Consider the following 14,271-nt stretch of genomic DNA (forward strand, 5'->3'; position numbering starts at 1 on the left):
CGCAGCTGCCGCCGCTTGTCATATGCGCACCGGAAGCGAATGCCCCTCCCTCGCGCACCGCTGGCATTCTCGCCCGAGGCTGCTAAGCTGCCGCTCGGCAACCTCGAACGAGGGTGCTGACAGCATTGTAGCGGCAAGTCGAGGTCAACATGGAAGCCGGCATGGTCACGCCTGCGCCGGCACTGGTACGCTTTTCCGGCATTCAGAAGACCTATGATGGCGAGCATCTCGTGGTGAAGAACCTCGATCTCGACATCAGGAAGGGCGAGTTCATCACCTTGCTCGGCCCTTCGGGCTCGGGCAAGACGACCACGCTGATGATGCTGGCCGGCTTCGAGGTTCCGACCCAAGGCGAGATTTACCTCGCTGGCCGGCCGATCAAGAATATGCCGCCGCACAAGCGCGACATCGGCATGGTGTTCCAGAACTATGCCCTGTTTCCGCACCTGACGATCGCGGAGAACATCGCCTTCCCGCTATCCGTTCGCAACACGAGCAAGGCGGACGTGCAGGAGCGCGTGGGTTCGGCGTTACGCATGATCAAGATGGAAACCCTGGCGCACCGGCGGCCGGGGCAGCTGTCCGGCGGCCAGCAGCAGCGCGTGGCATTGGCCCGCGCGCTGGTCTTCAATCCGCAGCTCGTGCTGATGGACGAGCCGCTGGGCGCCCTGGACAAGCGCCTGCGCGAACAGATGCAATTGGAGATCAAGCAATTGCACGAGACGATGGGCATCACCGTCGTGTACGTCACCCACGATCAGAGTGAAGCGCTCACGATGTCGGACCGCATCGCCGTGTTCAACGACGGCATCGTGCAGCAGATCGACAAGCCCGACGCGCTGTATGAGCATCCGGTGAACAGCTTCGTCGCCCATTTCATCGGCGAGAACAACGTGCTGGCCGGCACCGTCGAGACGGTGGACAAGGACTATTGCCGCGTCGCGCTGGCTGGCGGCGGCACCGTCACCGCACGGGCGATCAATGTGTCAGGCGCAGGCGCGTCGACGTCCCTGTCGGTACGGCCGGAGCGGATCGCCATCGTCCCGAACGGCAGCTCCAGTGACGGACCGAACCGGCTGCCGGCCAAGGTGCAGAACACCATCTATCTCGGCGACCACGCGCTGGCCGTGCTCGATGTCTCGGGGAATGCCGAATTCATGGTCAAGCTTCAGCCGGGCGCGCATGACAGCCTGACACATGGTGCAGACGTGTTCGTCACCTTTCGCCCCGAGGACTGCCTCGCCCTCGATCCGGTCTGATCCAGCGATCGAACTCAACGCAGATGAAGAAGGAACAAGGACCATGCTGAAGCGCAAGATTGGCCAGATTGCTCTGGGTTTCACCGCGGCCTTCGCCGCCAGCGCGGCGCTGGCCACGGTCGTGCAGGCGCGTGATCTCACGATCGTGTCGTGGGGCGGCGCCTATCAGGATGCCCAGAAGAAGGTCTATTTCGAGCCGTTCAAGAAGGCGGCCGGAATTGCCATGAACGACGAGTCTTGGGACGGCGGCGTCGGCGTGCTGCGCGCCAAGGTGCAAGGCGGCGCCGCCACCTGGGACGTCGTCCAGGTCGAGAGCGACGAACTCGCAGTCGGCTGCGAGGAAGGCCTGTTCGAGAAGCTGGACTACACCAGGATCGGCGGCGAGGCCGCCTACATCCCGCCGTCCGTCAATCCCTGCGGCGTCGGCGCCATCCTCTACGACTTCGTTCTCGGCTACGACAAGGACAAGCTGAAGGAGGGCCCGAAGGGCTGGGCCGACTTCTTCGACACCAAAAAGATTCCGGGCAAGCGCGCCCTGCGTCAGGGCCCGAAGACCACGCTCGAGATCGCACTGATGGCCGATGGCGTCGCGCCGAAGGACGTCTACAAGGTGCTGGCGACCGACGAGGGCATCGAGCGCGCCTTCAAGAAGCTCGACACCATCAAGGGCGACATCGTCTGGTGGAAGGCCGGCGCCCAGCCGCCGCAACTGCTCGCCTCCGGCGAGGTGACGATGACCTCGGTCTACAATGGCCGCATCGACACCGCGAACAAGAACGAGAAGAAGAACTTCGGCATGGTGTGGGATGGCGCGCTGTTCACGCTCGACAGCTGGGTCATCCTCAAGGGCAGCCCGAACAAGGACGCCGCCTACAAATTCCTGGACTTCGTCGGCAAGGCGGAGAACCAGTCGAAACTGTCGGAGAATATCTCTTACGGCACCTCGAACAAGGACGCAGCCGCCAAGCTCGCCCCCGCCGTTCTGAAGGACCTGCCGACAGCGCCTGACAACATCAAGAACGCGGTCGAGATCAACGTTGCCTTCTGGCTCGAGAACATCGACCGCCTGACCGAGCGCTTCAACAAATGGGCCGCGAAATAGCGTGCGGCCAGACGGGCGCTGAGGCAAAGACGTGGCAGATAGCGCGCCCGCGGCGCATCCTTCGAGACGCCCGCCTACGGCGGGCCCTCAGGATGAGGTCTGAGTTTGTGGCAGTGACTCTACGGGCACCGTCGTCGAAGAGCCTCATCCTGAGGAGACCGCGAAGCGGTCGTCTCGAAGGACGAGGCGCTTGCTCTGGCCTCTCGTCAAAGAGGCTCACGTCATGACGACCACGTCCCTGACCGGCGCCGATGCGCCGACCGAAGTGCCGCTCAAGCGCCGATTGAGGCGTGCTGAGCGCGCCCGCCAGGTCAAGGCATTGGCGCTGGTGCTGCCGCTTCTCGTCTTCCTGCTCTTCACCTTCGCAGGCCCCATCGCCGGCATGCTGTGCCGCGCGGTCGATGACCGGGAGGTGCGCCAGGTTCTGCCGCAAACGGTCGCGGCTCTCGCCAGTTGGGACGGCAAGGACCTGCCGAATGAAGACGCCTTCGCTGCGCTCGCAAGCGACGTCCTGGCGGCGCGCGCCGCCGGCACCATCGCGATCGCAGCCAAGCGGCTGAACTACACGCTGAACGGCTTTCGCACGATCCTGACCGGCACGGCACGCAACCTGAAGGCCGCGCCGGAGCGAGGAGTCGCGAAGGAGACGCTGGGCAAGATCAATCCGGCCTGGCGCGAACGTGCGACATGGACGACGATCAAGGACGCTGGCGGTCCCGTGACCGGCTTCTTCCTTCTGTCCGCGCTCGACCTGATGCGGAACGTCGATGGTGCGATCATCGCAGCACCGCCGGACCAGGCCATCTACCGCGAGGTTTTCACCCGCACCTTCGTCATCAGTCTCAGCGTCACTGTCCTCTGCCTGATGCTCGGCTTTCCGGTGGCCTACCTGCTGGCGACGCTGCCGCCTGCCAGATCGAACCTGCTGATGATCTTCGTCCTGCTGCCGTTCTGGACATCGTTGCTGGTCCGCACCTGCGCCTGGATCGTGCTGCTGCAGAGCAAGGGCGTCGTCAATGACAGCCTGCACTGGCTCGGCATCATCGACGAGCCGTTGCGCCTGATCTACAACCGCTTCGGCGTCTGCGTGGCGATGACCCACGTGCTGCTGCCGTTCATGATCCTGCCGCTGTACAGCAGCATGAAGGCGATCTCGCCGGCCTACATGCGCGCCGCCGCCTCGCTTGGCGCGCCACCGGTCACCGCTTTCGTGAGGATCTACCTGCCGCAGACGCTACCCGGCATCGGCGCGGGAAGCCTGCTCGTCTTCATCCTGGCGCTCGGCTATTACATCACACCCGCACTCGTCGGCGGCGCCGCCGATCAGATGATCAGCTATTTCATCGCGCTCTACACCACCGAGACGGCCAATTGGGGACTCGCTTCGGCGCTCGGGGCGGTGTTGCTGCTGGCCACCCTTCTGCTGGCGCTCGTCTACGGCAAGCTGGTGCAGGGCCAGCAGGTCACGGGAGGGATGAAAAATTGAGCGACAATGCCTCCCTCCGAACGCCCAGCCAGCGCATTGCGTGGACCGCAACCATCATTGTCTCCACGCTGGTGTTCATCTTCCTGATCGCGCCAATTTTGGCGATCATGCCGCTGTCCTTCAGCTCGGGCTCGTACCTGACCTATCCGCTGCCCGGCCTGTCGTTGCGCTGGTACGACGACTTCATCAATTCGCCGCGCTGGATGAACGCGCTGAAGAACAGCATGATCATCGGCGTCGCCTCGACGGCGCTGTCCATGGCGCTCGGCACGCTGGCCGCGCTTGGCCTCGCGCAATGGAAGAGCCGGTTCAAACCGCTCGTGCTCGCGTTCGTGCTGTCCCCGGTCGTGGTCCCCGGCGTCATCACCGCGGTCGGCCTGTATTTCTTCTTCGCGCCGATCGGATTGACCGGCAGCTATCTCGGCCTGATCCTGGCCCATACCGCACTGGCGACGCCCTTCGTGGTGATCACGGTCGGCGCGACCCTGCAGAGCTTCGACACCAATCTGGCGCGCGCCGCCGCCTCGCTCGGCGCCTCGCCAATCTACGCGTTCCGCCGCGTGATCCTGCCGCTGATCCTACCCGGCCTCGCCTCGGGTGCGCTGTTTGCCTTCGCGACCAGCTTCGACGAGGTCGTAATCGTGCTGTTCATGGCAGGTCCGGAACAACGCACCCTGCCGCGCGAAATGTTCAGCGGCATCCGCGAGAACATCAGCCCGACCATCACGGCCGCGGCGGTCATTTTGACGACGGTGTCGGTCATCCTCCTCGCGACGCTGGAAGGCTTGCGCCGGCGCAACGAACGGCTCAAGGGTGGCGGATAGAGACGACGCGACAGCGCGCCCGGCGAAAACCGGGCGCGCCTCGTTCAGTTGGTCACGCGAGCCGCATTACTCCGTGTACTTGAACTCCGGCATGTTCTTCAGCTCGTCCTTGGTCGCGTTGAACACGGCGTGGTCCGGATACCATTTCGACGCCTTGGAAGACGTGCTCGTGGTCGTGCTGGTCGTGGCAGCGCCCGTCGTCGTAGTGGTTGACGCCGGCCGGTTCGCCGTACTGGCGGCGGTGTTGGTCGATGCCACGGGCTCGTTGACGAACTTCAGCTTCTCGAATGGGATGGCCACCATGTGCTCGCCCATGCCGAGGAAGCCGCCCACGCCGATCACGGCGAGCTTGACGTTTCCGCTCTTGTCCATCAGCAGATCGCTGATCGCGCCGATCTTCTCGTTGGCGTCGTTATAGACATTCACGCCGTCCATCTTCGAGGTGCGCCACTCGCCTGTGGCCGATGTCGCGACCGTCGGACTGGTCACGGCGGTCGGGGCTTTGTCGGTGGTCGCAGGCGATTGCGCGAACGCAACGGTGGCGAACAGTGCGGTACCGGCAAGGCCGGCAGCGATCGATTTCATCAACATGTTGTCCTCTCCTTCACAAGAAACTCGTGTTGAGAGAACAGCGCTGATCACGCGCAGTTCCTTTCGTGCGGCAATTTCGTGCGCAATGCGGGCACGAGGACCGTCGCAGGGACTGTTCCTGCGTCACTGAGTAACGCACGGTTCCCCGCCTGCGATCATGCGCCCTGGGTGAAGCTCGATCGCGGCGAGGACCCGCGCCGACCCGCGTCGCTCAGGGTCAGCTCTTGTAGTCGATCAGAAGCGCGGAGAAGTCGGAATTGCCGGACGAGCCGCCGCTGGCGCCGTAGGACGAGCTCGACGATTGCGACTGCTGCAGCGCCTGAAGGAACTGTTGGAGAATCTCGGCCGTGGTGGCATCGGTCGACGTGCTGCTGGTCGAGTCCGTGGATGACGCCGAATCCGAAGAGCTGTCGTCCGGCGGCGGACCGGGCGGAGGTCCGCCTGCACCACCGGGGCCGCCCGCCCCGCCCGGACCGCCCGCGAAGGCGGACTGAAACACATTCTTCAGCTCCTCGGCCTGATCCGAGGTCAGCGTCCCGTTCGACACCTGGTTCGAAATGAGATCGTCGATCTTCGCCTGCACGTCGTCCTTGGAGGGGCGCGTGCCGCTTGACTGGTCGCTCGACCGGCTCTGCTGGAGTGCGGTGTCGATGTCGGTCAGTGCCGTCGAGAGCGCCGACTGGTCCGACGACGAGATCGTGCCGGCGGACACTTCCGATTGCAATTCCTGCTGCAGACGCTGCAGCGGCGACTGGTGGTTGCCGGCGGAGGCCGCCGAAATCGAGGTCATGATGGCTCCGTGGATTTTGCGGGGTTTCGTCGCGGACCACGCCACGGTATGGTTAACGGCCTTAACGAGACCTTGCCGCTCCGCGACCCGGCGATTGCCGTTTGTTGCGGAAAGCCAGTCAGAAACAATCCGAAACAAAAATCTTCGCCATTTGGCCCGAATCTTGGACAAACAAAGCGCATGGCCATTCCCAATCCCAACATCCTGGTCGTCGAAGACGATCGCGAAACCCGGACATTGATTGCGAAGTACCTGCGCAACAACGCCTGCAACGTCACCGCCGTGAGCGACGGCCGCGAGATGTCGCGCGCCATGGCCGATCATCGCATCGACCTGATCATCCTCGACGTCATGCTGCCCGGCGAAGACGGTCTCAGCCTGTGCCGCAAGGTGCGTGCCGAGGCGCAGACGCCGATCATCATGCTGACCGCGCGCGGCGAGGACGTCGACCGTATCGTCGGCCTCGAGATGGGTGCGGACGACTATTTGCCGAAGCCGTTCAACCCGCGCGAACTGCTCGCCCGCATCAACGCGGTGCTGCGCCGCCAGGCCGCGGCTCGAGCGGCCAGTTCGATCGAAGGCGCCTCCACGCTCGTGTTCGAAGGCTGGCGCATCGACCTGCGCCTGCGCGAGCTGCGCAATCCCGAAGGCGCCCGCGTCGCGGTGACCAGCGCCGAATTCGATCTGTTGCGCACGTTCTGCGAACGGCCCGGCCGCGTGCTGTCGCGCGACAGCCTGCTCGACCTCACCCAAGGGCGCAACACCGGATCGTTCGAACGGTCCATCGACGTGCTGGTCAGCCGCATCCGCCGCAAGATCGAGCCCAATCCGGCCGATCCCATCCTCATCAAGACGGTCCGCTCTGGCGGCTATCTGTTCACGCCGAGAACGCAGGCTGCGAGCCCTCTGACGGCAGGCACTGAAGTGGTTGCGGCGCCCCTGAGCAGTTGAAGGGGACGCCGACGATGAAGTCGTTCGGGTTCTTTCACCTCAAGGGAATCGGCGGGCAGATCGCCGCGCTGGTGCTGGCTTCGACCGTCGCGCTCCATCTCGTCGTCACCACCGCGTTCCTGATCAGCCGGCCGGACCGCTCCGACACGCCGCCGGACGACGCGCATCAGCTGACCGATGCCGCGCTGCTGCTCGGTTCGGCCGAGGCCGGCGAGCGTCCGCGCCTCGTCGCCGATCTCGCGCGCGCCTTCCCCAAGCTCGGCATCGAAATCCTCGCGCCCGGCTCAGCAAGCGTCGAGGAGAACGACAACCAGCACCTGCACGGGATGCGCCGTCATCTCGGGCGCGACTACAAGGCCGTGCTTCTGACCCCGAGCGGTACCGGATCGCGCGTCGGCGTCGAGTTGCCTGACGGCACCATGATCGCCGGACGCGTCGAGGGCGGGCCGCGGCCATGGTTCTGGGGCGGCCCGTGGCTGATGGCGTTGATGACCGCTTTCATCTGCGTCAGCGTACTCGGGCTGTGGGCGGCGCGCGCGCTGGCGGCGCCGCTATCGTCCTTCGCCAAGGCCGCCGAGAATTTCAGCGTCGACGGCGGAGCGGAGCCGCTGCCGGAGCGCGGCCCCGAGGAGATCCGTTCGGTGGCGCGTGCGCTCAACCGCATGCACGAGCGGATCGCGCGGCTGATGTCGGACCGCACCCGGATGCTGGCCGCGATCAGCCACGATCTGCGCACGCCGATCACGCGGCTGCGCCTGCGCGCCGAGTTCATCGAGGACGAAGGCAACCGCAAGCGCATGCTGATCGATCTCGACCAGATGCGATCGATGCTGGAAAGTGTGCTGTCGCTGCTGCGCAACGACCGCAAGGTCGAGGCGGTGACGCTGGTCGACATCGCCAGCACGCTGCAACTCGTCGCCGACCAGTTCGGCGACATGGGCCATGTCGTGCATTACGACGGGCCGGCGTCCGCGACCGCCGCCGCGCGGCCCGAGGATCTGCATCGCGGCATCACCAATCTCGTCGAGAACGCGGTGCGGTTCGGCGCCGAGGTGACGATCCGCCTCGACATATCGCACACCACGCTCGTCATCGACGTCGAGGACGACGGCCCCGGCATTTCGGACGCGCGCAAGCAGGAGATGCTGGAGCCGTTCGTGCGCGGCGACGATGCGCGCACCATGGACGAGTCCACGGGCTTCGGGCTCGGCCTGTCGATCGCGCGCGCGATCGCGATCGCCCACGGCGGCGAGCTGTCGCTGCACGACCGCAGCCCCCATGGACTGATCGTGCGGATGCAATTGCCGCTCTGGCAGCAGCCGCGGCTGGCGGCGGCCTAATTCACGCCGCGAGCGGCGGGTGCTCGATCGCCGCCTCGTCGAAGATCGCCACGGCCTCGAAGCGATAATTGCAGGCGTGGCAGGTCCAGAGATAGGAGACACGCCCCTCACCCGGCTCGATCCAGTCGGGCCGCGGGATCGGCGTGCCGCATTGGGCACAGGGGTTTTGCCTGGGGGTCTCACTGAGGACTGCTTTTGTCATGGCACCTCTCCCGATTTGCCAACCGCTTCCTACTCGCTTTCGCGGGCCCGCGCGACTAGACAGCCTTGCTGCCGCGAGCGGGCATCCGCCTGAGGGAACCCGTATCCCGGCATTGAGTCGTAACAACGGCTCGGCGCCGCCAAATCGTTAACGGCGGCGTTTGGTCACATCATCGCCGCGTTCGACAGGCCTATCGGCCATCGGGCGCAGGTCACTCATAGGACCTCAGGAATATCTGATGAAATTTTTGCGCATTGCCGCGCTGCTCGCGGCCGGATTGACATTGCCGCAGGCCGCCTTCGCCGGCGAAGCCGACTATGCCGAGATGGTCGCGGCCCATGCCCGCGCCAACGGCGTGCCGGAAGCGCTGGTGCACCGCGTCATCATGCGCGAGAGCCGTTACCAGCCGCACCTCGTCGGCCGCGGCGGCACCATCGGGCTGATGCAGATCAAGCTCGCGACCGCCCGCGGGGTCGGCTACACCGGCGATGCCGCCGGCCTGCGCGATCCCGACACCAATCTCACTTACGCCGTGAAATACCTTGCCGGCGCCTATCGCGCCGCCAATGGCGACCACGCCCGGGCGGTGCGCTATTTCGCCGGCGGCTATTACTACGCCGCCAAGCGCCAGCGGCAAAAGATGGTGCAGCAGGCCAGCAACGAGACGAATTCCCAGGTCTGGCTCGAGCCGAACGGCAATCCGCAGCCGATGTTCGGCACTGTGCCGCACAGGAAGCTGGCCCAGCGCGTCCGCAACGCGCGGGCGCAAGTTCCCGGTCGGTAATCGCCGTCATGGCCGGGCTTGTCCCGGCCATCCACGACCTTTCGCACGATAACAAGAACGTGGATGCCCGGGACAAGCCCGGGCATGGACGACCGTTAACGCGTTGACCACCCCGCCCCGCTGTCCTACATTAGAGCCGTTCCGAGGGGTGCTCCGAGGAGGAGCTGAGATACCGCTAAATGGGCAATAACGCCCAGGACCGCGGTGACCCTTTGAACCTGATCCGGGTCATGCCGGCGAAGGGACAGGGATGTTGCAAACGACCAAGCGACCGGACTCTCCGGTATCCATCATCGGCGCAGGCATTGCGGGAGCCTGGCAGGCCCTGCTGTTCGCGCAGGCCGGCCATGCCGTGACCTTGCACGAGCGCGGTGACGAAGCGATGACGGATGCCACCAGCCATTGGGCCGGCGGCATGCTCGCGCCTTATTGCGAGGCCGAGGTCGCCGAACCCATCATCAGCCGCCTCGGGCTGCGCTCGCTCGATCTCTGGAGGCGCGAGCTGCCCGACACGCCGTTCAACGGCTCGCTGGTCGTGGCACATCCGCGCGAGCGCAACGATTTCGAGCGTTTTGCCCGCATGACCGAGGACCACCGCCGGCTCGATGCCGCAGGCCTCGCCGCGCTCGAGCCGTCGCTGGAGGGCCGCTTTCGCGATGCGCTGTTCTTCCCGGCCGAGGGCCATGTCGAGCCCCGCCGCGTGCTGCCGCAGCTGCACGATCGCATCCGCGCCGCCGGCGGCACCATCAAATTCTCGAGCGACGTCACCGTGAGCGATCTCGCTGGGGATCCCGACGGCATCGTGATCGACTGCCGCGGCCTCGGCGCCCGCGAGGAACAACCCGAACTTCGCGGCGTCAAGGGCGAGATGATCCTGATCGAGACAGCTGAAGTGCAGCTTGCGCGCCCGGTGCGGCTGATGCATCCGCGCTGGCCGCTCTACGTGATCCCGCGCGAAGACAATCTGTTCATGCTGGGCGCGACTTCGATCGAGACCGAGGACACCGGCGTCAGCGTCCGCTCCGCGCTGGAATTGTTGGGCGCGGCCTACACGGTGCATCCGGCGTTCGGCGAGGCCCGCATCGTCGAATTCGGCTCGGGGCTTCGCCCGGCTTTTCCCGACAACCTTCCGCGCATAGGCATTCGCGGCAGCACGATCTCCGTCAACGGCCTCTACCGCCACGGCTTCCTGATCGCGCCGGCGCTCGCCGAGCTGACGCTGCAATACGTCCAGCGCGGTCAGATCGACAACGAGGTGATGCAATGCGCGTGATCGTCAACGGCGAGCAACGCGAGATCAATGCGGCCAGCGTCGACGCGCTGCTCTCGGAGCTCGACTACGAAGGCACTCATTTCGCCATCGCGCTGAACTACGACGTCGTGCCGAAAAGCCGCTGGGCCGAGACGTGCCTGAAGGCCGGCGACGAGATCGAAATCATCACGCCGCGGCAGGGAGGGTGAGGTGATGATCGCACCAAACACACCCCTGTCATCGCCCGGCTTGACCGGGCGATCCAGCACGCCGTGGCCCCTCGGTTCCAGCCGCTCCGCCGCGGCGTACTGGATCCCCGCCTTCGCGGGGATGACAGCTACATCTGGGCTGACAGCGTCAATCAAGGAGACACCTCACCCATGGTGACCTTCTACGGCAAAACCTTCGCCTCCCGCCTGCTGATCGGCAGCGCGCTCTATCCCTCGCCTGCGATCATGCAGTCCGCGATCCGCGCCTCAGGCTCGAACATCGTCACGGTGTCGCTGCGCCGCGAATCCGCCGGCGGCAAGTCGGGCGATGCGTTCTGGAAGCTGATCCGCGAGCTCGACGTCACCGTGCTGCCGAACACCGCGGGATGCCGCAGCGTGCGCGAGGCCGTGACCACCGCAAAGCTGGCGCGCGAATTGTTCGGCACGAACTGGATCAAGCTCGAGGTGATCGCCGACAACGACACGCTGCAGCCCGATGTCGTCGGCCTGGTCGAAGCCGCCGGCATCCTGATCAAGGACGGCTTCGACGTGTTCCCCTATTGCACCGAGGATCTCTCGGTCGCGAACCGTCTGGTTGACGCCGGCTGCAAGGTGGTGATGCCGTGGGCCGCTCCGATCGGCAGCGCGAAAGGCATCACCAATCGCGATGCCTTGAGGTTGCTGCGCGAGCGCCTGCCCGACATCACGCTGGTGGTCGACGCCGGCCTGGGGGCGCCCAGCCACGCAGCCGAGGCGCTCGAGCTCGGCTATGATGCCGTGCTGCTCAACACCGCAATCGCCAAGGCCGCCGATCCCGTCGCGATGGCGAACGCCTTCCGTCTCGGCTGTGATGCCGGCCGCACCGCCTATGAAGCCGGGCTGATGAACGCCCGCGACTTCGCCTCCCCCTCCACCCCTGTCGTTGGGACACCGTTCTGGCATGCCGTATCCTGATCGCTTTTATCCCGTCGTCGACAGCCTCGCCTGGGTCGAACGCCTGACAAAGCTCGGCGTCGGCACCATCCAGCTGCGCGCGAAAGATCTCGACGACGGGCAGGCCCTGCAGATGGTCACCGACGCGCTGGCGATCACGAAAGGCACGCAAGCCAAGCTGGTCGTGAACGACTATTGGCGCGCCGCGATCGTCGCCGAAGCAAAATATCTGCATCTCGGCCAGGAGGACCTTGCCGAGGCCAACCTCGAGGCGATCCGCGAAGCCGGCCTCTCGCTCGGCATCTCCACCCATGATGACGCCGAGCTTGAAACCGCGCTCAAGGCCAAGCCCGACTACGTCGCGCTCGGCCCGATCTTCTTCACCACGCTCAAATCGATGCGCTTCGAGCCGCAGGGCATTCCGAAGATCACGGAATGGAAGAAGCGCATCGGCACCATCCCGCTGGTCGCGATCGGCGGCATCAAGTTCGAGCAGGCCGCGGAGATCTTCGCCGCCGGCGCGGATTCGATCGCGGTGGTCAGCGACGTCACCCAGAATGCCGACCCGGATGCGCGGGTCAAACAATGGCTTGGCGATTCCGCCAAAGCCGCCTGAACCAGAAATACACCGGAGGATCCCATGAACATCCGCTCCAACCCCGACAAAACCGTCCCCGCCGTCACCACCGGCCCGCTGCCCTCCTCGCGAAAGATCTTCGCATCCCCCGACGCCGCGCCCGATCTGCGCGTGCCCTTGCGCGAGATCATCCTGTCCGAAGGCGCCGGCGAGCCGAACCTGCCGGTGTACGACACCTCCGGCCCCTACACCGATCCGTCCGTGACGATCGACGTCAACGCCGGCCTGCCCCGCGGCCGCAAGCAATGGGTGCTGGAGCGCGGCGGCGTCGAGGAATATCAGGGCCGGCAGATCAAGCCGGAGGACAATGGCAGCGTCTCCACCGACAAGGCCGCGCGCGCGTTCAGCGCCTATCACCAGCCGCTGCGCGGCCTCGACGGCCACAAGATCACCCAGCTCGAATTCGCCCGCGCCGGCATCATCACCAAGGAGATGATCTACGTCGCCGCCCGCGAGAACCTCGGCCGCAGGCAGCAGCTCGAGCGCGCGGAAGCAGCGCTCGCCGACGGCGAAAGCTTCGGCGCTTCCGTTCCCGCTTTCATCACCCCTGAGTTCGTCCGCTCGGAGATCGCGCGCGGCCGCGCCATCATCCCCTGCAACATCAACCACTCGGAACTCGAGCCGATGATCATCGGCCGCAACTTCCTGACCAAGATCAACGCCAATATCGGCAACTCGGCGGTGACGTCGTCGGTCGAGGAAGAGGTCGAGAAGATGGTGTGGGCGATCCGCTGGGGCGCCGACACCGTGATGGACCTCTCGACGGGCCGCAACATCCACACCACCCGCGAATGGATCCTGCGCAACTCGCCGGTGCCGATCGGCACCGTGCCGATCTACCAGGCGCTGGAGAAGTGCAACGGCGATCCCGTGCAGCTCACCTGGGAGCTCTACAAGGACACGCTGATCGAGCAGTGCGAGCAGGGCGTCGACTATTTCACCATCCATGCCGGCGTGCGCCTGCAATACATCCACCTCACCGCCAGCCGTGTCACCGGCATCGTCAGCCGCGGCGGCTCGATCATGGCGAAGTGGTGCCTGGCGCATCACAAGGAGAGCTTCCTCTATACGCATTTCGACGAGATCTGCGATCTCATGCGCAAGTACGACGTCTCGTTCTCGCTCGGCGACGGCCTGCGCCCGGGTTCGATCGCGGACGCCAACGACCGCGCGCAGTTCGCGGAGTTGGAGACGCTCGGCGAACTGACCAAGATCGCGTGGGACAAGGGCTGCCAGGTCATGATCGAAGGCCCCGGCCATGTGCCGATGCACAAGATCAAGATCAACATGGACAAGCAGCTCAAGGAGTGCGGCGAAGCCCCGTTCTACACGCTCGGACCCCTGACCACCGACATCGCGCCGGGCTACGACCACATCACCTCCGGCATCGGCGCGGCCATGATCGGCTGGTTCGGCTGCGCCATGCTCTGCTACGTCACGCCGAAGGAGCATCTCGGCCTCCCTGATCGTAACGACGTCAAGGTCGGCGTCATCACCTACAAGATCGCCGCCCACGCGAGCGATCTCGCCAAGGGCCACCCGGCCGCCCAGCTCCGCGACGACGCCCTCTCCCGCGCCCGTTTCGACTTCCGCTGGAGCGACCAGTTCAACCTCGGCCTCGACCCCGAGACCGCCAAGAACTTCCACGACGAAACCCTGCCGAAAGAAGCCCACAAGGTCGCGCACTTCTGCTCGATGTGCGGACCGAAGTTCTGCTCGATGAAGATCACGCAGGATGTGCGGGATTATGCGGCGACGCTGAATGATCCGGCGGCGGTGGGGATGTCGATGAGCGGGACAGCCGAGGACGGGATGAAGCAGATGAGCGCGAAGTTCAAGGAGATGGGGAGCAGCGTGTATCTGGATGCGGAGAAGGTGAAGGAGAGCAATCGGGTGTTGTGAGGGGCGCTC

15 protein-coding genes and 1 riboswitch are annotated in these 14,271 nt (G+C 65.3%); of the genes, 12 read left to right on the forward strand and 3 right to left on the reverse strand.

All coding sequences use genetic code 11. The features are described from left to right. The first annotated feature begins 149 nt into the window (after nucleotides 1-149). The 4 genes from IVB24_RS32630 to IVB24_RS32645 all read left to right on the forward strand — a co-directional run bounded on the left by IVB24_RS32630 (nucleotide 150) and on the right by IVB24_RS32645 (nucleotide 4,671). Complete coding sequence (locus IVB24_RS32630; protein WP_247770471.1) at nucleotides 150-1,259, forward strand: ABC transporter ATP-binding protein; 1,110 nt, start codon at nucleotides 150-152, stop codon at nucleotides 1,257-1,259. Between the two features lie 43 nt (nucleotides 1,260-1,302). Continuing rightward, a complete protein-coding gene (locus IVB24_RS32635; protein WP_247770472.1) occupies nucleotides 1,303-2,361 on the forward strand; it encodes an ABC transporter substrate-binding protein in 1,059 nt (352 codons plus the stop codon). Between the two features lie 223 nt (nucleotides 2,362-2,584). Then, nucleotides 2,585-3,847 carry an ABC transporter permease gene (locus IVB24_RS32640; RefSeq protein WP_247770473.1) on the forward strand — a complete coding sequence of 421 codons (1,263 nt, stop codon included), beginning with the start codon at nucleotides 2,585-2,587 and terminating at the stop codon, nucleotides 3,845-3,847. Next, on the forward strand, nucleotides 3,844-4,671 hold the full coding sequence (locus IVB24_RS32645; RefSeq protein ID WP_247770474.1) for an ABC transporter permease: 828 nt from the start codon (nucleotides 3,844-3,846) through the stop codon (nucleotides 4,669-4,671). Before IVB24_RS32640 ends, IVB24_RS32645 begins: the two co-directional genes overlap by 4 nt. Before the next feature lie 66 nt (nucleotides 4,672-4,737). On the opposite strand, the gene IVB24_RS32650 is transcribed toward IVB24_RS32645, so the two are convergent. Both IVB24_RS32650 and IVB24_RS32655 read right to left on the reverse strand, forming a co-directional pair. Continuing rightward, entirely contained in the window at nucleotides 4,738-5,262 is a 525-nt protein-coding gene (locus IVB24_RS32650) for a PRC-barrel domain-containing protein (RefSeq protein WP_247770475.1), read from the reverse strand. A 217-nt stretch (nucleotides 5,263-5,479) separates the two neighbouring features. Then, the gene (locus IVB24_RS32655) at nucleotides 5,480-6,052 is read right to left on the reverse strand and encodes a hypothetical protein (protein WP_247770476.1); all 573 of its coding nucleotides are present in this window, start codon (nucleotides 6,050-6,052) and stop codon (nucleotides 5,480-5,482) included. 180 nt (nucleotides 6,053-6,232) lie between these two features. Here IVB24_RS32655 and IVB24_RS32660 point away from each other — a divergent pair, with 180 nt between their 5' ends. After that, on the forward strand, nucleotides 6,233-7,003 hold the full coding sequence (locus tag IVB24_RS32660; protein WP_094977295.1) for a response regulator: 771 nt from the start codon (nucleotides 6,233-6,235) through the stop codon (nucleotides 7,001-7,003). Between the two features lie 14 nt (nucleotides 7,004-7,017). After that, nucleotides 7,018-8,343, forward strand: coding sequence for an ATP-binding protein (locus IVB24_RS32665; RefSeq protein WP_094977294.1), 1,326 nt, complete (start codon nucleotides 7,018-7,020; stop codon nucleotides 8,341-8,343). 1 nt (nucleotide 8,344) lies between these two features. Here the strand turns inward: IVB24_RS32665 and IVB24_RS32670 are convergent, their stop codons facing one another. After that, nucleotides 8,345-8,545: a hypothetical protein gene (locus IVB24_RS32670; protein ID WP_140480913.1), complete on the reverse strand. Its 201-nt coding sequence runs from the start codon at nucleotides 8,543-8,545 to the stop codon at nucleotides 8,345-8,347. Nucleotides 8,546-8,783: 238 nt separating this feature from the next. Between IVB24_RS32670 and IVB24_RS32675 the strand changes: the two genes are divergently transcribed. The 6 genes from IVB24_RS32675 to thiC all read left to right on the forward strand — a co-directional run bounded on the left by IVB24_RS32675 (nucleotide 8,784) and on the right by thiC (nucleotide 14,262). Beyond that, nucleotides 8,784-9,329 carry a lytic transglycosylase domain-containing protein gene (locus IVB24_RS32675; RefSeq protein WP_247770477.1) on the forward strand — a complete coding sequence of 182 codons (546 nt, stop codon included), beginning with the start codon at nucleotides 8,784-8,786 and terminating at the stop codon, nucleotides 9,327-9,329. A gap of 134 nt (nucleotides 9,330-9,463) precedes the next feature. After that, nucleotides 9,464-9,592: riboswitch (TPP riboswitch) on the forward strand. Continuing rightward, complete coding sequence (locus tag IVB24_RS32680; protein WP_166475951.1) at nucleotides 9,580-10,602, forward strand: FAD-dependent oxidoreductase; 1,023 nt, start codon at nucleotides 9,580-9,582, stop codon at nucleotides 10,600-10,602. (Overlaps the previous riboswitch by 13 nt.) After that, nucleotides 10,593-10,790 (forward strand): sulfur carrier protein ThiS, encoded by a 198-nt coding sequence (thiS, locus tag IVB24_RS32685; RefSeq protein WP_247770478.1) that lies wholly within the window; start codon nucleotides 10,593-10,595, stop codon nucleotides 10,788-10,790. Before IVB24_RS32680 ends, thiS begins: the two co-directional genes overlap by 10 nt. A gap of 171 nt (nucleotides 10,791-10,961) precedes the next feature. After that, nucleotides 10,962-11,744 carry a thiazole synthase gene (locus tag IVB24_RS32690; protein WP_247770479.1) on the forward strand — a complete coding sequence of 261 codons (783 nt, stop codon included), beginning with the start codon at nucleotides 10,962-10,964 and terminating at the stop codon, nucleotides 11,742-11,744. Next, nucleotides 11,731-12,339 carry a thiamine phosphate synthase gene (locus IVB24_RS32695; protein WP_247770480.1) on the forward strand — a complete coding sequence of 203 codons (609 nt, stop codon included), beginning with the start codon at nucleotides 11,731-11,733 and terminating at the stop codon, nucleotides 12,337-12,339. Before IVB24_RS32690 ends, IVB24_RS32695 begins: the two co-directional genes overlap by 14 nt. Before the next feature lie 24 nt (nucleotides 12,340-12,363). After that, a complete protein-coding gene (gene thiC, locus IVB24_RS32700) occupies nucleotides 12,364-14,262 on the forward strand; it encodes a phosphomethylpyrimidine synthase ThiC (protein ID WP_247770481.1) in 1,899 nt (632 codons plus the stop codon). Nucleotides 14,263-14,271 lie beyond the last annotated feature (9 nt).

The sequence above is a fragment of the Bradyrhizobium sp. 192 genome (genome assembly GCF_023100965.1).
Lineage (GTDB): Bacteria > Pseudomonadota > Alphaproteobacteria > Rhizobiales > Xanthobacteraceae > Bradyrhizobium > Bradyrhizobium symbiodeficiens.